The sequence below is a fragment of the Pseudomonas sp. GW531-T4 genome, assembly GCF_017349615.1.
Lineage (GTDB): Bacteria > Pseudomonadota > Gammaproteobacteria > Pseudomonadales > Pseudomonadaceae > Aquipseudomonas > Aquipseudomonas chlororaphis_I.
In genome coordinates this window covers 1-17,682 of the sequence record NZ_JACMZT010000052.1, presented here as the reverse complement: position 1 = coordinate 17,682, position 17,682 = coordinate 1, and the positions used below count along the sequence as shown (strand labels likewise).

The 17,682-nt window shown below is 65.1% G+C and carries 8 protein-coding genes; 5 read left to right on the top strand and 3 right to left on the bottom strand.

Annotated features, from left to right (window positions below; translation table 11 throughout):
• Positions 1-9 precede the first annotated feature (9 nt).
• Positions 10-1,632 carry a twin-arginine translocation signal domain-containing protein gene (locus J4D28_RS27255; protein ID WP_009049988.1) on the bottom strand — a complete coding sequence of 541 codons (1,623 nt, stop codon included), beginning with the start codon at positions 1,630-1,632 and terminating at the stop codon, positions 10-12.
• Between the two features lie 208 nt (positions 1,633-1,840).
• On the opposite strand from J4D28_RS27255, the gene pvdM reads away from it, so the two are divergent.
• The 3 genes from pvdM to J4D28_RS27240 are packed head-to-tail and all read left to right on the top strand — an operon-like array spanning position 1,841 to position 5,510.
• Positions 1,841-3,250, top strand: coding sequence for a pyoverdine-tailoring dipeptidase-like protein PvdM (gene pvdM, locus J4D28_RS27250; protein ID WP_009049989.1), 1,410 nt, complete (start codon positions 1,841-1,843; stop codon positions 3,248-3,250).
• A 21-nt stretch (positions 3,251-3,271) separates the two neighbouring features.
• The gene (locus J4D28_RS27245; protein ID WP_053269569.1) at positions 3,272-4,570 is read left to right on the top strand and encodes an aminotransferase class V-fold PLP-dependent enzyme; all 1,299 of its coding nucleotides are present in this window, start codon (positions 3,272-3,274) and stop codon (positions 4,568-4,570) included.
• A gap of 46 nt (positions 4,571-4,616) precedes the next feature.
• Complete coding sequence (locus J4D28_RS27240) at positions 4,617-5,510, top strand: formylglycine-generating enzyme family protein (RefSeq protein ID WP_103331726.1); 894 nt, start codon at positions 4,617-4,619, stop codon at positions 5,508-5,510.
• Between the two features lie 54 nt (positions 5,511-5,564).
• Here J4D28_RS27240 and J4D28_RS27235 read toward each other — a convergent pair whose 3' ends face one another.
• A complete protein-coding gene (locus J4D28_RS27235; protein WP_016702396.1) occupies positions 5,565-6,428 on the bottom strand; it encodes a formyltransferase family protein in 864 nt (287 codons plus the stop codon).
• Between the two features lie 187 nt (positions 6,429-6,615).
• On the opposite strand from J4D28_RS27235, the gene J4D28_RS27230 reads away from it, so the two are divergent.
• A complete protein-coding gene (locus J4D28_RS27230) occupies positions 6,616-8,268 on the top strand; it encodes a cyclic peptide export ABC transporter (RefSeq protein ID WP_103331725.1) in 1,653 nt (550 codons plus the stop codon).
• 94 nt (positions 8,269-8,362) lie between these two features.
• The gene (locus tag J4D28_RS27225; RefSeq protein ID WP_103331724.1) at positions 8,363-10,837 is read left to right on the top strand and encodes a TonB-dependent siderophore receptor; all 2,475 of its coding nucleotides are present in this window, start codon (positions 8,363-8,365) and stop codon (positions 10,835-10,837) included.
• A gap of 409 nt (positions 10,838-11,246) precedes the next feature.
• On the opposite strand, the gene J4D28_RS27220 is transcribed toward J4D28_RS27225, so the two are convergent.
• On the bottom strand, positions 11,247-17,682 hold a 6,436-nt coding region (locus J4D28_RS27220), incomplete at its 5' end, for a non-ribosomal peptide synthetase (RefSeq protein WP_207246488.1).

Below are 17,682 nucleotides of genomic sequence, written 5' to 3'. Positions count from 1 at the left end.
CTTGCCGACTCACACCTTCAGGTGCTGGGCGTACCAGGGACGCCGGGGGGCCCGCTTGAGCAACTGCGGCACTTCCTCGTCACGGCTCAGGGCGATACGCAAGGCCAGCTTCATGACCTCCTGGTCCATCTCCAGCGACATCTCGCCCGGCGCGTTGCCCAGCGGGCCGCAACCATGGGTCGAGGCCCCCAGCCACGGGTCGTCGACCTCGACCCAGCGCCCGGGCGCGAACCACGGCACGCCGTTGACCTCGCGGCGCAACACTTCACCGGGATGGAAGCGCTCATGGGCGCGGAACCAATCGTCGATGCGGTCATCGATCCAGCCATGGAACTTCCAGAACATCGGATGCACATGGGACGAGAACGGGTCGCCGAGAAAGTCGTTCTGCGCCAGGTACCAGCGTCCGGCGAAGTCCGAGGACACCCGGGCCTCCATGACCGGCATGCCGTTGGCAGGGTCCCGGGCGACATCGGCCCAGCGCATGTGCAACCAGTCATGCAGGCCCAGCTCGACCTCCGAGCCGAACTGCCCCAGGGTCAGGCGGCTGAGGTAGTCGGGATCCTGGTACTGCGACTCCCAGACCTGGAAGTTGCCATAGAAGGCCGCGTCGCTTTTCAAGCCATGCAGCCACTGGGTGAACTCTTCATCGTCGTCGGCGATCCAGGCCGGCGGCACCGAGCAGCCGTCGTGATTTTCGTAGTAGCGGATAAAGCCCAGACGATCCTGCTCGAGGCGCGGGGACGGCAAGGGCAGCTGCTGCCAGGACACCAGGTCCGGCTGTAACGAACGCGCCTGCAACAGCATGTGCCGGTGCATGAAGAGGAAATCGATCCCCGAGGCATTGCGATGCTTGCGTCGTCCACGGGCATCGCGCTCGTGCTTCAGCGGTCCCGGCTGCCAGCCAAGCCCGCGCAGGCTGTTGCGCTTGTCCTTGGGCAAGGAATGCCAGCGATCCCGGGAGGCATGCCAGAGCTGGTGGAACAGGCGATGCTGCGGGGACACCAGCCAGGCCAGCAACTCGGGGCTCAGGCCGTTCTGCTCCCGGGCCGCGGGAAAGGCCCGCTTGCGCGCCACGAAGCGCACCGCGGATACCGGCGCCAGGAGCGACACCTGCAACGACTGCAGGCGGCCACTGAGGGTGCCGCTGCCGGCATTGCCCCAGTTCGCCCAGACCTCGTCGAGCACCACCTGGCACTCATGGCTGGGCGCGCCGCTGAGCTGGCCGCCGGGGAACAGCCGCCAGCATAATTTCGCGGCGTCCACCGCCGCCAGCTCGCCCTGCACCCGAAACTCCACCGGACCGTCGCCCCGCAGGCTTTGCGCACGCCCCAGGAAGCCCCGCAGGCCGCGCCCGGTCGGACCGACATCGAGCACCAGTTCACAGCCGCGACGCGGCAGCGGTGCGTCGGCATCCAGGAACTCGATATCCCAGATACCCCGCAGGTGATCGGCAAGGCGCACGCCCGGGTCGAGGGCGACTTCCAGCTTGGCTTCCCCCGGGGTGATTTCCAGTTCTTCCTGACGACGCACATCCAGGCGCTGCAACTCCTTGCGGGTGTAGAGCGCCACAGGAATAGCCGCCCCCGTCACCGCCAGACCGGTCAAAAATCCTCGTCTCGAAAACCTCATCGCTCTACCTATATCCAGTGGCGCCTCACGCATCTAGCTAGAACGTTGGATTTGCACGGAAATTTACCGGCGAGCCGCTCCCGGGCCGCTAAATTTGCCGCCGGCCAGCTCGTTTATCGCGGATAGATGTGCACAAAAAGGTCGGGCCTGGAGGCATTGCGCCTCCCGCTCCGGCCCCGTCATCAGCCCGCCTGCGACTGGGATAGCAATGATCAAATTACCTGGTAAGAAAACCCTCTACCTGAGCCTGCTGGTACTTACTGTCGCCGTACTCGGTGTCGGTGCCGGGGCCGCCTGGCACTACTACTGGAAGGACCGGGTGTCTTACCCCAGCGAAATCGTCAAGCACGCCAACGACCTGCAGGAACGCATCATCTCCTTCGACAGCCATATCACCGTGCCCCTGGATTTCGGCACCGAAGGCACCGAGGCGGACAAGGACACCCATCGCCAGTTCGACCTGGTCAAGGCCGGTCGCGGCAGGATGTCCGGCGCCGCCCTGAGCATTCTCGCCTGGCCGGAAATGTGGAACGGCGCCAACGCCCCGCATCGCCCCACCGCCGGCTTCGTCGAAGAGGCCCGGCACCAGCGGGAGACCCGCTACCGGATCATCCAGGGCCTGGTGCGCGACTTCCCCAACCAGGCGGCCATTGCCTATACCCCCGCCGACCTGCGCCGCATCGCCTCCGAAGGCAAGCTGGCAGTGGTGATCAGCCTGCTCAACGCCTACGCCATGGGCGACGATCTCGACCAGCTGGACAAGTGGGCCGCCCGCGGCATGCGTCTGTTCGGCTTCAGCTATGTGGGCAATAACGACTGGGCCGACTCCTCGCGCCCGCTGCCATTCTTCAACGACACCCGGGACGCCCTCGGCGGCCTCTCGCCGATCGGCAAGCAGGCCGTGCGCAGGCTCAACGACCTGGGGGTGGTGATCGACGTCTCGCAGATGTCCAGCAAGGCCCTGGACGACGTCGCGGCCCTGACCCGCGCGCCGGTGGTGGCCTCGCACTCCGCGCCCCGGGCGCTGGTGGACATCCCGCGCAACCTCAGCGACAAGGAACTGCAGGTGATCAAGGCCACAGGCGGGGTGGTCCAGGTGGTGGGCTTCTCCACCTACCTGCGGCCCCTCAGCCAGCCGACCCTGGACAAGCTCAACGCCCTGCGCCAGCGCTTCGACCTGGGCCCGCTGCAGGGCCTGGAAAACGCCCTGATGCCGGGCGATGCGGTCATCACCATCTGGCCGGAACAGCGCTTCGGCGAGTACGCCAGCTCCCTGTACGGCATTCTGGAAGAAGAGCCCAAGGCCAGCCTCAAGGACTATGTCGACGCCATCGACTACACGGTGAAGAAGGTCGGCATCGATCACGTCGGCATCAGTTCGGACTTCAACGAGGGTGGCGGCGTCAACGGCTGGATGAACGTGGCGGACAACCGCAACGTCACCGCCGAACTGATCCAGCGCGGCTACAGCGATATCGAGATCGCCAAGCTCTGGGGCGAGAACTACCTGCGCGTCTGGGAACAGGTGCAGAAACTGGCCAAGCCGGTAAGCCCCACCGCGCAACCTGCCACGCAACCCGCCACACATCCCGTCGAACCACCCGCCGTCGCCGGCTGAACCCTGACCACGAGAATCCCTGTGACCAATCGTCGGACCTTCCTCAAGCACGCGAGCCTGCTGGCCGCCGCCCTGCCCCTGGGCACCTTCGCCATCGGCCAGGCCCGGGCCGCCGCCACGCCCGCCACCCACCAGCAACCCTGGGACCAACTGCGCCAGCTGTTCGACCTCGACCCGGACTATGTGCACCTGGCCAACTTCCTCATCACCTCGCACCCCAAACCCGTGCGCGAAGCCATCGAAAAATACCGCGCGGTCCTGGATCGCAACCCGGCCATGGCCATGGACTACGACACCCAGTACACCTGGAAGCGCGAGGCCCAGGTGCGCGAGAGCGTCGGCCGCTACCTGCAGATCAAGCCCGCCCAGGTGGCCCTGACCGGCAGCACCACCGAAGGCCTGGCCATGATGTATGGCGGCATTCACGTGCGCCCCGGGCAGGAGATACTGACCACGGTGCATGAGCACTACTCGACCCGTAACGCCCTGAAGTTCCGCACCCAGCGCGACGGCACCCAGGTGCGCACCATCGAGCTGTTCAAGTCGCCCCACCAGGTCTGCGTCGATGAAGTGCTGGGCAATATCGACCGCAGCATCCGCCCCAACACCCGGGTACTGGGGATGACCTGGGTGCAATCGGGCAGCAGCGTCAAGCTGCCGATCGGCGAGATCGGCAAGCTGGTGGACCAGCACAACCGCAACCGCGACGAGGCCGAGCGGATTCTCTACTGCGTCGACGGCGTCCACGGCCTGGGGGTGGAGGACGTCACTTTTGCCGACCTCAATTGCGACTTCTTCGTCGCCGGCACCCATAAATGGATGTTCGGCCCGCGGGGCACCGGGATCTTCTGCTCGCGCTCGGAAAAGCTCGAGCACCTGACGCCGATGGTGGCGACCTTCTCCGAGAACCAGGACTTCGCCACCACCATGACCCCCGGCGGCTACCACAGCTTCGAGCACCGCTGGGCCGTGGACCAGGCCTTCGACCTGCACATGCAGCTGGGCAAGGCCAACATCCAGGCGCGGATCCACCAACTCAACAGCTACCTCAAGCAACGCTTGCAGGAACTCCCCGGCATCGAACTGGTGACGCCCCTGAGCCCGCAGCTGTCCGCTGGCTTCACCTTCTTCCGCGGCCCGAACCTGGACACCGACGCCACCGCCGCCTGGCTGATCGAGAACCGCATCCTGGTGGATGCGGTGTACCGCGACGCGGGGCCGCTGGTGCGCATGGCGCCCGGCCTGCTCAACAGCGAAGCAGACATCGACCGCGCCATGGACCTGCTGGGCAAGCGCCTGCGCGCCGGCAAGACCGCCTGAGCCCCTCGCCCACTTCTTTTCTCTACATTGCACAAGGTTATTGATGATGAAACCTGTCGCCTGCTCCTCACTCGCCGCGCTGTTCGGCTGCCTGGCCAGCCTCAATGCCCAGGCTGTCGAGCCGCCCAAGCCCGGCAGCGTGTTCAAGGACTGCAAGAACTGCCCGGAGATGGTGGTGCTGCCCGCCGGCAGCTTCGTCATGGGCACCCCCGAAGACGAAGTCGGCCGAGAGCCCGACGAAGGCCCGCAGCATACGGTGACCTTCAACAAGGCCTTCGCCATGAGCCGTTTCCACGTGACCGCCGGCGAGCTGGACGCCTACATCCGCGAGACCGGCACAGTGATCAAGGACGGCGACGAGCGTCCCGGCCGCCTGTGCCAGGCCAGCAAGCCGCGTTATGAACAAGGCCCGCGCCAGCCCGCGGTCTGCGTCGACTATGCCGACGTCCAGGCCTATGCCCGGTGGCTGTCGAAGAAGACCGGCCAGCACTACCGGATGATCAGCGAGGCCGAGCGCGAGTACGCCGCGCGGGCCGGCAGCAGCGGCTCGTTCCCCTTCCCCTTCGATGAAGAAGGCCAGTACCAGATCACCCAGCACGCCAACACCTACGGCCCCAAGGACGGCTACAGCTACAGCGCCCCGGTAGGCAGCTACCCGCCCAATGCCTTCGGCATGTATGACATGCACGGCAATGTCTACGAGTGGGTCGCCGACTGCTGGCACCCCGACTATGTCGGCGCGCCCGCCGATGGCAGGGCCTGGATGGAGGAATCGGGCGGGGTGTGTCTCGACGCGCAGATTCGCGGCAACGACTGGGGCGAGGCCCCGGTGTTCTCCCGCTCGGGCAACCGCAACAGCCGCAAGCGCGAAGTGCGTGGGGATTGGTTGAGCTTCCGTGTCGTGCGCGAACTGGAACAGCCCGGCACCCAGCACCCGTAAGAGACCCGATCGACAGCGATCAAGCGCGAGCGTCGCGCCTGATCGCCGCGGGCCTCAGGCGCCGGCCCGGGATTCGCCGACCGGCTGCTGGCCAAGCTGCTCGGCCAACAGCGCCAGGCCTTCATGCAAGGCCGGGAACAGGCTGTTGTTGAAGTTGTTCCAGCGCAGTTCGAGGATGGTGTCCTCGGGCGCGATCTCGGTGTTGAGCACGTCGTGGAACACCTCGCCGGAATCGATGCCGTTGTCCACGTAGTGGAACGAGGCACCGGTCATGTACAGCGGCTCGACCGGCTCGGTTTCCCGCGTGGTCCAGTCCACCACCTTCTGCCCACGGGCACCGTACAGCGCATTCCAGGTGGCATAGGCGCCGCGACGCTCGTAGGGCGACTCGAGGCGGGTGATGCCCGGATGGATGTTCATGATCCGCCGCGCGAAAGGCGCGCCCGGACGCACCAGCTCGTCGAGGATCACCAGCAGGCCGTCGAGCACCACGATGTCGGCCTTGAGCTCCACCAGGGTGTCGTGCAGGCGACGCTCGAAATCCTGCTTGCCGGCGATATGCTCGGCCGAACCCCGCGGATGGCGGCGATAGGTGGACGGCACGCTGAGCAGCAGGTCGTTGACCAGGCGCCCCTGCACCTGCAGGTCGGCCGGGTACAGCCACTGCCGGCCGGGCTGATAGGCAAAGCCGTAGTCGCTCACCAGTTGCTGGTCCCGTGGCGACTGCTCGTCATCGTCATACACCACCCCCACCAGGTTATACGCCTCGCCCAGGGGCGTCTGGTTCAGCGACTCCACCAGGAATTCCAGCACCGACTTCATGTAGCGCTCGTGATCCTTGTAGGCCACCGGTTGCCCGGCCTTGTCGGCCGCCGCGTTCCTCAGGGACCAGACATACACCAGATTCTTTTTCGTCATTTGCTCGCTCTCGCTGAATGGGCCAGGCACGACGTCGTTACGCGTGCACCTCCAGAACAAGAACGAAACAGGCGCCGGGCAATTTATCCGCGCCCGCGGCCACGCTAAATACTGCCGCCAACGGTTCGTCTGTTCATGAGTACGGGTCTTTCTGCCTCGACCCTTCATTCACTGCCGGGAACCCCTTATGACCGACCCCAAGCGCGGAGCCTTTCACGGACTGCTCGCCCTGCTCAGACCCTTTCGTACCACTGTCGTGATTTCCGTTGCCCTGGGCATGGTCGGCGGCCTGGCCATCACCCTGCTGCTGGCCACCATCAACAACGCCCTGCACTCGGCGACCGGCATGACCCAGGGCGTGGTCCTGACCTTCGCCGCCCTGTGCCTGCTGGCGTTGACCAGCTCGATCGTCTCGGACATCGGCACCAACTACGTGGGCCAGCGCATCATTGCCGCCCTGCGCAAGGACCTGGGGGAAAAAGTACTCTCGGCGCCCATCACCCAGATCGAACGCTACCGCTCCCACCGCCTGATCCCGGTGCTGACCCACGACGTCGATACCATCAGCGACTTCTCCTTCGCCTTCACCCCGCTGGCCATCGCCACCACCGTCACCCTGGGTTGCCTGGGCTACCTGGCGTACCTGTCGGTGCCGATGTTCCTGATGATGGTGGTCGCCATCATCATCGGCACCAGCGTGCAACTGGTGGCCGGCGGCAAGGGCATCAAGGGCTTCGACGAAGCGCGCGACCACGAGGACGAACTGCAGCGCTACTACAACGCTATTGCCTCCGGCGCCAAGGAACTGCGCATCCACCGGCCACGGCGCTTTCGCATGAACACCCAGCGCATCCAGAAAACCGCGGACCGCATCAGCGATATCCAGGTGCGCTCGGTGAACATCTATATCCTGGCCAAGAGCTTCGGCTCGATGCTGTTCTTCGTGGTCATCGGCCTGGCCCTGGCCATGCAGGCCTACTACCCGAACCCGGACCCCGCCGTGATCACCGGTTTCGTGCTGGTGCTGCTGTACATGAAGGGCCCCCTGGAACACGTGGTCGGCTACCTGCCCATCGTTGGCAAGGCGAAGATCGCCTTCGCCCGTATCCGCGAGCTGTCGGAACGCTTCTCCTCCCCCGAGCCGCATCTGCTGATGGACGACAGCGAAGCGCCGCAAGCGGTGGTGCACAGCCTGGAACTGCGCGGTGTGAGCTACAGTCCGCCGCCCGTGGCAGGCAGCGAGCCGTTCCACCTGGGCCCGATCAACCTGAACATCAGGCAGGGCGACATCGTCTTCATCGTCGGCGAGAACGGCTGCGGCAAGACCACCCTGATCAAACTGTTGCTGGGCCTGTACCAGCCTCAGTCCGGGGAGATCCGCCTCAATGGCGAAGCCGTGACCGACCGGCTCCGGGACGACTACCGACAGCTGTTCACCACGGTCTTCGCCGACTACCACCTGTTCGACGACCTGGTCCAGGGCAATGCCGGCAAGTCGCTGGACATCGCCACCCAGTACCTGGACCGCCTGGAAATCGCCCACAAGGTCAGCATCAAGGATGGCGCCTTCACCACCACCGACCTCTCCACCGGCCAACGCAAGCGCCTGGCGCTGATCAATGCCTGGCTCGAAGAGCGCCCGGTGCTGGTGTTCGACGAATGGGCCGCCGACCAGGACCCGGCCTTCCGGCGGATTTTCTATACCGAGCTGCTGCCGGACCTCAAGCGCCTGGGCAAGACCATCATCGTCATCAGCCACGACGATCGCTACTTCGATATCGCCGACCAGTTGGTGCGCATGAAGGCCGGGCAAGTCATGAGCGATCTGCAACCGGCGTGATTGTTTCCGGTTTCTGGCAACTGGTGCGTCTTACAGACAGAACTGAGAATTACTAGCATTAACAATCATTACCTCTGCCGTTTTATAAGAGCACATGAGCATGCCCGCACAACATCGACTGACTCCTCTGGCCAAAGCCCTGCTTGGCCAGGCGTTCTCGCCGAGAATGGCTTCCTGCACCCTGGGCCTGGCCCTGACCCTGCCCTTGATGGCCCAGGTCCAGGCCCAGGAAATCCATTTCAATATCGCCGCGCAATCCATGGCGTCGGCCCTGCAGGAGTTCGGGCGCCAGGCCAACCTGCAAGTGCTGTACAGCCCCGACGATGTGCAGGGCAAGCGCAGCAATGTGCTCTCCGGCAGCTACTCGCCGGAGCGGGCCATCGCGGCGATGCTCAATGGCACGGGGGTCGCCTATTCCCTCAAGGGCAACTCGGTGACCATTCTCAACCGGGCTTCCGCCGGTTCACTGGAACTGGGGACCAGCACCATCACCGCCCAGGGCCTGGACTCGACCACCGAAGACACCGGTTCCTACACCACCGGGCCCATGCAGACCGCCAGCAAGCTGGCCCTGACGGCCCGGGAAACACCGCAATCGGTCACGGTCATCACCCGCCAGCGCATGGATGACCAGAACATGAAGACCCTGGAGGATGTGCTCAAGGCCACCCCGGGCATTTCCGTGACCAAGGACGGTCCGCAGCGCCCGACCTTCTACTCCCGCGGCTTCGCCATTGAAAACCTGATGGTCGACGGCTTGTCCAACGACCTGAGCCACTACCTCAGCCGGGACATGAACTCCACCCCCGACATGGCGATCTTCGACCGGGTGGAAGTGGTGCGCGGCGCCACCGGTCTGATGCAGGGCGCGGGCAACCCCTCGGCCGCGGTGAACATGGTGCACAAGCGTCCGACCGCTACCCCGCGGGTCACCCTCACCGGCAGCGCCGGCAGCTGGGACAACTACCGCACCGAGTTCGACGCCTCCAACGCGCTGAACGAGAGTGGCACCCTGCGTGGCCGGATAGTCACCGCCTACCAGACCAAGGACAGCTTCCAGGACTTCGTCAGCTCCGAGCGCTCGGTGTTCTACGGCATCACCGAGGCCGACCTGAACGAAGACACCACCTTCACCTTCGGCATCTCCAACCAGAACGCCAACAACAACACATCCTGGGGCGGCCTGCCGGTGGCCGCCGACGGCAGCGACCTGCACCTGAAGCGCTCGACCTACCTGGGCAGCGACTGGGAATTCTGGGACCAGGACAACACCACCGCCTTCACCCGCCTGGAATACCGCTTCGCCAACGACTGGAAAATGCTCCTGGCCGCCAGCAAGAGCTGGTCGGACCTGAGCATGCTCGGCTCCATCCCGATGCGCACCTGGCAAAGCGACTACGTCGAGTTCGGCCAGAACATCGGCCGGTACGACTACAAGGACAAGCAGAGCAGCTACGACGGTTATGTCAGCGGTCCCTTCTCGCTGTTCGGCCGCACCCACGAACTGGTGGTGGGCGCCAGCAAGCGCGACCTGAAGTTCAAGGGCAAGGGCCTGCCCATCGACCTCGAGACCCACACCGACCTGAACAATCCTTCCGGCATTCCCAAGCCGGACATGAGTGCCAACCCCTGGACACAGGACCGCACCAGCGAACTGAAGAGTACCTACGTCACCACGCGCCTGAACCTTGCCGACGACCTGAAACTCATCCTCGGCGGACGGCTGGACTGGTACGACTACGATGTGACCACCACCTGGAACGGCAAGCCCTCCTCCACCAGCCTGCCCAACAAGGTCACCCGCAACCTGACCCGCTATGCCGGCGTGATCTACGACCTGGACCAGCATCACTCGGTCTATGTCAGCTACACCGACATCTTCAAGCCGCAGACCGAGCTCGACGCCTCCAACAACGCGCTCAAGCCCATCGAAGGCAAGAACTACGAGATGGGCATCAAGGGCGAGTACTTCGACGGCGCCCTGAATGCCAGTGCGGCGATCTTCCGCATCGACCAGGAAAACCGCGCCAAGCTACTGAACCCCATTCTGTGCCCTCCGGGGAACGACTGCTATGAAGCCGCGGGCGAAGTGCGCAGCCAAGGTATCGAGCTGGAAATCAACGGCTCCCTGGCCCCGGGCTGGCAGCTGGGGGCCGGCTACACCTACGCCTCGGTCAAGTACACCAAGGACTCCGACCCGACCAAGGAAGGCACCCTGTTCGACACCGATATCCCGCGCCATGTGTTCAAGGCCTTCACCACCTACCAATTGCCCGGCGACCTCAACCGCTGGACCATCGGTGGCGGCCTGTATCGGCAGAACACCATCTACAACAAGGGCACCAACGAATACCTGACCACCTTCGACTACCACATCGAACAAAAGGCCTACACCCTGGTGGACCTGATGACCAGCTACAAGGCCTCGGAGAATGTGAACATTCGCCTGAACCTCAACAACGTCTTCGACAAGCGTTACTACCAGAGCATCAGCAGCAACACCGACTACGGCAACAACTTCTACGGCGATCCGCGCAACGCCATGGTCACCGTCAGCTGGTCGCTCTAATCTCCTCCCCTGACCCGGGGTCGGCGCCAACGGCGACGGCCCCCTCGACACCGCCCTGCCCACGTCGGATCCACGGCCCCAGCGCCCGGTCCGACGCCTTTTCCCCTCCCCTCTAGATGCCAGCCGCCGCCGATAGCAGCCGCCAGGCACACAAGACATAAGCAGGCCTTCGCTGGCCAGCCAGCGCCTACACCAGCCCGCTTGCATCACGCCCCCTATCCCTGTCCCCGCTCCTCCGTAGGAACCGGCTTGCCGGCGATCGCAACCGCCAGGCGCGCAAGGCATAAGCACGCCTTCACAGACCAATCGCTGCCTGGGCGTTGGATGGGGTTTCGAGGGAAGCCCGGGCAGAAAAAGACAGGCACAAAAAAGGCCTGGACCGTTACCGGTCCAGGCCTGGGGTTCGCCCTCAGTTCAAGCAGGTCAGCAAGTGCTTTCTGAAACTTGCCAGCAGGACCTCGCTGTTCACCATCTCCTCATGGCGGGAGCCCGTCTTCAGCGACGCCACTGGCCGTCCGCCCAGCACCTCTCGGCCCATGACCTGTTCCAGGGCCTGGATGGCCTGGTCGGAATAATCGCCGGACCACCACAGATGAGGCGCGACCTGCAACGGACGATAGGCATAGGCCGCGGACAAGGCGCTCAAGTCATTGAACACGGCGCTGACCAACGACGCATCGAACTCCGCCTTGAACAACCCCAGCACCCGCTCCAGCTCGCCGGGCTCCAGGGCGATATTGCGCGACACCCAGCCATGGATGCTGGGCCCGTTCAGCTCGGCCTCCTGCATCAACCGCTGCCCGATCAGCTCGGCGCTGGCCGGGAACAGCAGGCAAAGCTTGTCGACGATCGCCCGCCACTCGGACTCGGCCGTCACCGTGACCGGCACTGCCTGTTCCTCGACCCTGTCCTCCACCGCCGCCTGGGGCGGTGTCGGGTCGAGCAGCCCGAGGAAGCGCACTGTCTCTCCCACTGCCTCCAGCTCGCTGGCCACATCCATGGCAATCGACCCGCCCAGGGACCAACCGGCCAGGTAGTAAGGCCCCGCCGGCTGCACCTGGCGGATGCTGGCCACATAACGCTGGACCATGGCCTGCCAGGAGACTTCGCTCCAGTCGGCCTGCAGATAGGACTGATGCAGCACGCCATACACCGCGCAACAATCGCGCAGTCGCGCCGCCAGCGGCAGGTAGCCATACACGCTGCCCCCCGCCGGGTGGAAGCAGAACAGCGGCTGGCCGGAGCCTCCCAGGGCGATGACGTTGTCCGCCACAGCGGCCTGGCCGGCGTCGACGACGACCAGCAGTTGCCCGACAGTCGGCGCGCTGAACAGCGCATTGATGCTCAGTTGCAACCCCAGCGCCTGGTTGAGGGCGCCGATCAGGCGCAACGCATCCAGGGAGTGGCCACCCAGTTCGAAGAAATTGTCGTCCAGTCCCACCTGCTCGATACCCAGGACCTCGGCCCAGATCGCCGCGACCTGTTGCTCCAATTCGCTTTGCGGCGCGACATAGGCCTGCTGCAACAAGCTGGCGTCGGCCTTGGGCAGGGCCTTGCGGTCCAGCTTGCCGTTGGGGCTCAGCGGCAGCGCCTCGAGGAACAGCAGGTGCGCTGGCAGCATGTAGTCCGGCAGCACTGCCTTGAGCGCCGCTTTCAACTGCTCGCGCAACCGGGCCTGGTCGTCCTGGCTGTCTGCGCTCACACCCTGGGCGGCGACCAGATAGGCCACCAACTGCGGACCACCGGCCGCGTCCTGGGCCAGCACCACCGCTTCACGCACTTGCGGCTGTTCCAGCAGACGGGCTTCGATCTCGCCCATCTCGATCCGGAAACCGCGGATCTTCACCTGATGGTCGATGCGTCCGGCGTAGTCGATCACACCGTTGGCGTTATAACGCGCCAGGTCGCCGGAACGGTACAGGCGCCCGCCGTCCTGGCTGAACGGGTCGGGAATGAAACGCTCCGCCGTCAGGCCAGGGCGATCGTGGTAACCCCGGGCCAGCAGCTCGCCGCCGATCATCAGCTCACCAACGACGCCGTTCAGCGGCAGGTTGCCGCTGTTGTCCAGCAGGTAGATGGAACGCCCGGGCAACGCCTTGCCCAACGGGATCACCGCGGGCAACGGCTCGGCACCGCTCAGGTAAGCCTCGCAATCATGGGCGGTGGCACTGACGGTGGTTTCGGTCGGGCCATAGGTGTTGAGCAGGCAAGCGTCCGTCAACCCGGCCTGTTTCCAGGCGGCCACGCCTTCGGCCGGCATGGCCTCGCCGCCCAGGTTGAGCTGGCGCAGGCGCCCGAAGTCCCGTGGTCCCTTGGCCGCAAAGTCCTTACCGAGCATGAACCAGTAGGCGGTACTCAAGTCGACGATGCTGATGCCCTGCCCGATCAACTCGCGGTAGAAGGTTTCGCTGTCCCACAGCGCCTTGCCGCGGATCACCACCGAGGCGCCGCAGATCAGCGCCGGGTATAGCTGCTCGACGAAGGCGTCGAAGTTGAAGGTGGAGAACTGCAGCCCACGGTCCTCGGCGGTCATCTTGAAATAATCCCGCGCAGCCCGCGCATGCTGGCTCAGGGCGTTATGCGTGATGCTGACGCCCTTGGGCCGGCCGGTGGAACCGGAGGTGTACATTACATACGCCAGGTTCTCCGGGTTGCTGCGTTGAACCGGATTGCCCCGGTCAGCGCCGGCCAGCCATTCATGGTCCTGGTCCAGGCACAGGTGCGGCACTTCCACGCCTGCGCGCAGACGTTCGAGCAACGGCGCCTGGGTCAGCAGTAACTGGATGCCGCTGTCCTGCATCATGTAGTGCAGGCGGTCCTGCGGGTATTCAGGGTCCAGCGGTACGTAGGCGCCCCCGGCCTTGAGCACCGCCAGCAGGCCGACGATCATGTCCAGCCCGCGCTCCACGGCGATGCCGACCCGGACATCCGGGCCGACGCCCTGCTCGATCAGCTTGTGGGCCAACTGGTTGGCGCGCTGGTTGAACTGGCCGTAGCTCAGCTGCCGGTCGCCACACAGCAGCGCCACGGCATCCGGGGTGCGCCGGGCCTGGGCCTCGATCAACTGGTGGACGTTCAAGTCCCGGCCCACTTGAGTGAGCGCGCGACGCGACTCCAGTTCGCTGGCCGCCCGTTGCCCGTCACTGAGCAGGGACATCTCGCCCAGGCACTGCCGGGCATTGCCGAGCATGGCCAACAGCAGATGCCGCAACCCGGCGGCCAACTGCTCGATCGCTGCGGCGCTGAAGTGCTGCAAGGAATAGCTGTAGTCGAACGACAAGCGTTCAGCGACGAACACCGACAGGGTCAGCGGGTAGTTGGTCTGTTCATGATTGCCCACCGCACCGAATTGCAGCTGCGCCGGCGAGCCTTTTTCCAGGGCCTCGGACACCGGGTAGTTCTCGAACACCAGGATGTTGTCGAACAGCGCTTCGCCCCCCAGGCCGGCCCAGCGCTGCACGTCATACAGCGGCGTGTGTTCGAAGTCGCGCAAGGCCAGGTTGCGTGCCTGCACCACCTGCAGCCACTCGCCCAGCGACTGCTCCGGACGCGGCGCGGCCACCACCGGCAGGGTGTTGATAAACAGGCCGATCTGCTGCTCCACGCCTTTAAGCTCCGCGGGACGCCCAGACACCGTGGCGCCGAACACCACCGTGTCCTGCCCGGTGCAGCGTTGCAGCAACAGCAGCCAGGCGGCTTGCACCAGGGTGTTGACCGTGACCTTCTGCTGGCGGGCGAACTCGCTCAAGCCTTGAGTCTGTTGCTCGTCCAGGGTGCAGGAATGGCTGGCATGGCCGCGCTCCTCCAGCGCCTGGGCGCCCGGAGCGAGAGCCTGGGCCAGGCGCGTCGGTTCATCCAGGCCCAGCAGTTGCTGCTTCCAGAAGTCCTCGCTGACCTGGGCGTCCTGGCGTTGCAGCCAGGCGATGTAGTCGCGATAGCGCCCGGTCAGGTGCGCGGGCAGCTGGCCGGCATAACGTTGCAGCACTTCGCCGAGCAGCTGCGAATTGCTCCAGCCGTCCATCAGGATGTGATGGTTGGTGTAGATCAGGTGATAACGCTGCTCGGTCGTGCGCACCAGGGTCAGGCGCAGCAACGGCGCCGTCGCCAGGTCGAAGCCACGCTGGCGCTCGGTCGCCGCCAGGGTGTCCAACGCCTCTTGCAACTGCGCCTGCCCGCGCCAGTCATGCTCGGCGCACTCCAGGCCGACCTGCTTGTACACCACCTGGATCGGCGCCGGCAGTTCGCCCTGCCAGAGGAAACCGCTGCGCAGGATGTCATGGCGCTCGACAGTCGCCTGCCAGGCCTGGCGGAAACGCTCGGGGTCGAGCCCGTCCACGTCCACCCGCAACTGGTTGATGTAGTCGCCGCCCTGCTGCTCGTACAAGGTATGGAACAGCATGCCCTGCTGCATCGGCGACAGCGGATAGAGGTCCTCGACCTGGGGCAGCGGCACGGGCAAGCGATCCAGTTGCTGCTGGTTCAGGCGTGCCAACGGGAAGTCCGACGGCGTGACACCACGATGCTGCGGCTGGCTGCAATGCTCGATCAGCGCCTTGAGTTCCTCGGCATAGTCATCCGCCAGGCGCTGGATGGTCGCCGGCTCGAACATCGCCTGGCTGAAGCTCCAGCCCAGGCTCAGCTCGCCGCCATAAACCTGGCCGTTGAGAGTCAGCCAGTTACCCAGGGGCGCCTGCGGGCTCTGGTCTTCACCCTTGGCTTCACCGGCCGGCATGAACAACGCCTGCTCTTCATCGAAGCTGGCGTCGAACTGGCCCAGGTAGTTGAAGGTGATGCGTGGCACGGCCAGGGCCGCCAAAGTCTGCTGGGCAACCTCGTCACCCAGGTAACGCAGGGCACCAAAACCGATGCCCTTGTTCGGCACTGCGCGCAGCTGTTCCTTGATCTGCTTGATCGAGTCGGCCAGGGCCGCCTGCGGCGTGAGCTTGACCGGGAACACGCTGGTGAACCAACCCACAGTGCGGCTCAAGTCGAGGTTGTCGAACAGTTCTTCACGGCCATGGCCTTCCAGTTGCACCAGGGCGCTGTCACCACCGGTCCAGCGGGTGATGACCCGGGCCAGCGCGGTCAGCAGCAGATCGTTGATCTGCGTGCGGTAGGCCGCCGGAGCATCCTGCAGCAGGCGCTGGGTATCGCGCTTGCTCAGTCGGGTGTCGACGCTGCACGCGTGCTGGTTCTGCAGCCCGTCGCTCGCGTGATCCCAGGGCAGGCTCGAGTCGACGCCTTGCAGCTGCGCCTGCCAGTAACCCAGTTCCTGTTGCAGGGCTGCGCTGCGGGCATACGCCTGCAACTGCCCGGCCCAGGCCTGGGTCGAACTGGACTTGGCCGGCAGCGGCCGGTTGCCCAGCAACGCCTGCAGGTCTTCCAGGAAGATCCGCCAGGACACCCCGTCCACCACCAGGTGATGGAAGATCAGCAACAAGCGCTGACTCTGATCAGCCAGGGTAAAGAGCACGCCACGCAGCAGCGGGCCGTCCTGCAGGTTCAGGCTGCGCTGGGCGCGTTCACTGCATTGCTGCAACTCCTGATCGTTGGCCACGCTGGCCTGCCACAGCAGTTGCGCCTGCTCGTCGAACTCGGAAAACGCTGCGCTCCAGCCCCCCTCGCCCTCGACAAAACGCAGGCGCAGGGCGTCATGCTGCACCGTCAGCGCCTGCAAGGCCGTTTCCAGGACATCCGCTTGCAGCGGCTGGGCCGGCTTGAGCAGCACCGACTGGTTCCAGTGATGGCGCTCCGGCACCGGGGTGTCGAAGAACCATTGCTGGATCGGCAGCAGCGCCATCTCGCCGCGCACCGGGCCCTGGTCGATCTGCAACCCGCCCTCGCCCTGCTCCGCCACCGTGGCCAGTCCCTGCACCGTCTGGTGCTGGAACAGGTCTTTCGGGGTAAAGCGGATACCGGCCTGACGGGCGCGGCTGACCACCTGGATCGAGATGATCGAGTCGCCACCCAGTTCGAAGAAGTTGTCGGTCACGCCGACCTGTTCCAGCTTCAGCACATCGGCCCAGATGGCGGCGATCTGCTGTTCCAGTGGGTTCTGCGGCGCGACATAGGTCTGCTGCATCAGTTGCGCGTCGACCTTCGGCAGCGACTTGCGGTCCAGCTTGCCGTTCGGCGTCAGCGGCAAAGCCTCCAGGAACAACAAATAGGTCGGCACCATATAGTCCGGCAGGTTTTCCCGCAGGCGGGCCTTGATGCTTTCCCGCAGCTGCGCTTGACGCTCATTGCTGTGCACCACGTCGGCGTCCACCGGCACGATATAACCCACCAACTGCTGGCCGCTCGGGCCTGGCTGGGCGATCACCGCCACTTCCAGTACCGGCTCCTGTTCCAGCAACCGCGCCTCGATTTCACCCAGCTCGATACGGAAGCCCCGCACCTTCACTTGATAGTCGACGCGGCCGACGTACTCCACCAGGCCGTCAGTGCGATAGCGAGTCAGGTCGCCGCTGCGGTACAGCCGCGCACCGCTGGTGCTGTAAGGGTCGGGAATAAAACGCTCGGCCGTCAGGCCCGGCCGATCCAGATAGCCCCGGGCCACGCCCAGGCCGCCCAGGTACAGTTCGCCCGCCACGCCCACCGGCAGCAGGTTGAGGTTGGCATCGGCGACGTAGGCGCTGCGATTGCCGACGATATTGCCGATCGGCGCATAGGCCGCATCGCACGGATCGCCAGCCTTGGCCTTCCAGATCAGCGGGGTGACCACGGTTTCGGTCGGGCCGTAGCCGTTGAAGATGTACTTCGGCCGCAGCACCCGCCAGGCCAGGTCATAACTGGCCTGGGGCACCGCATCACCGCCGAAGCAATACACCCGCACCGCCGGCGGA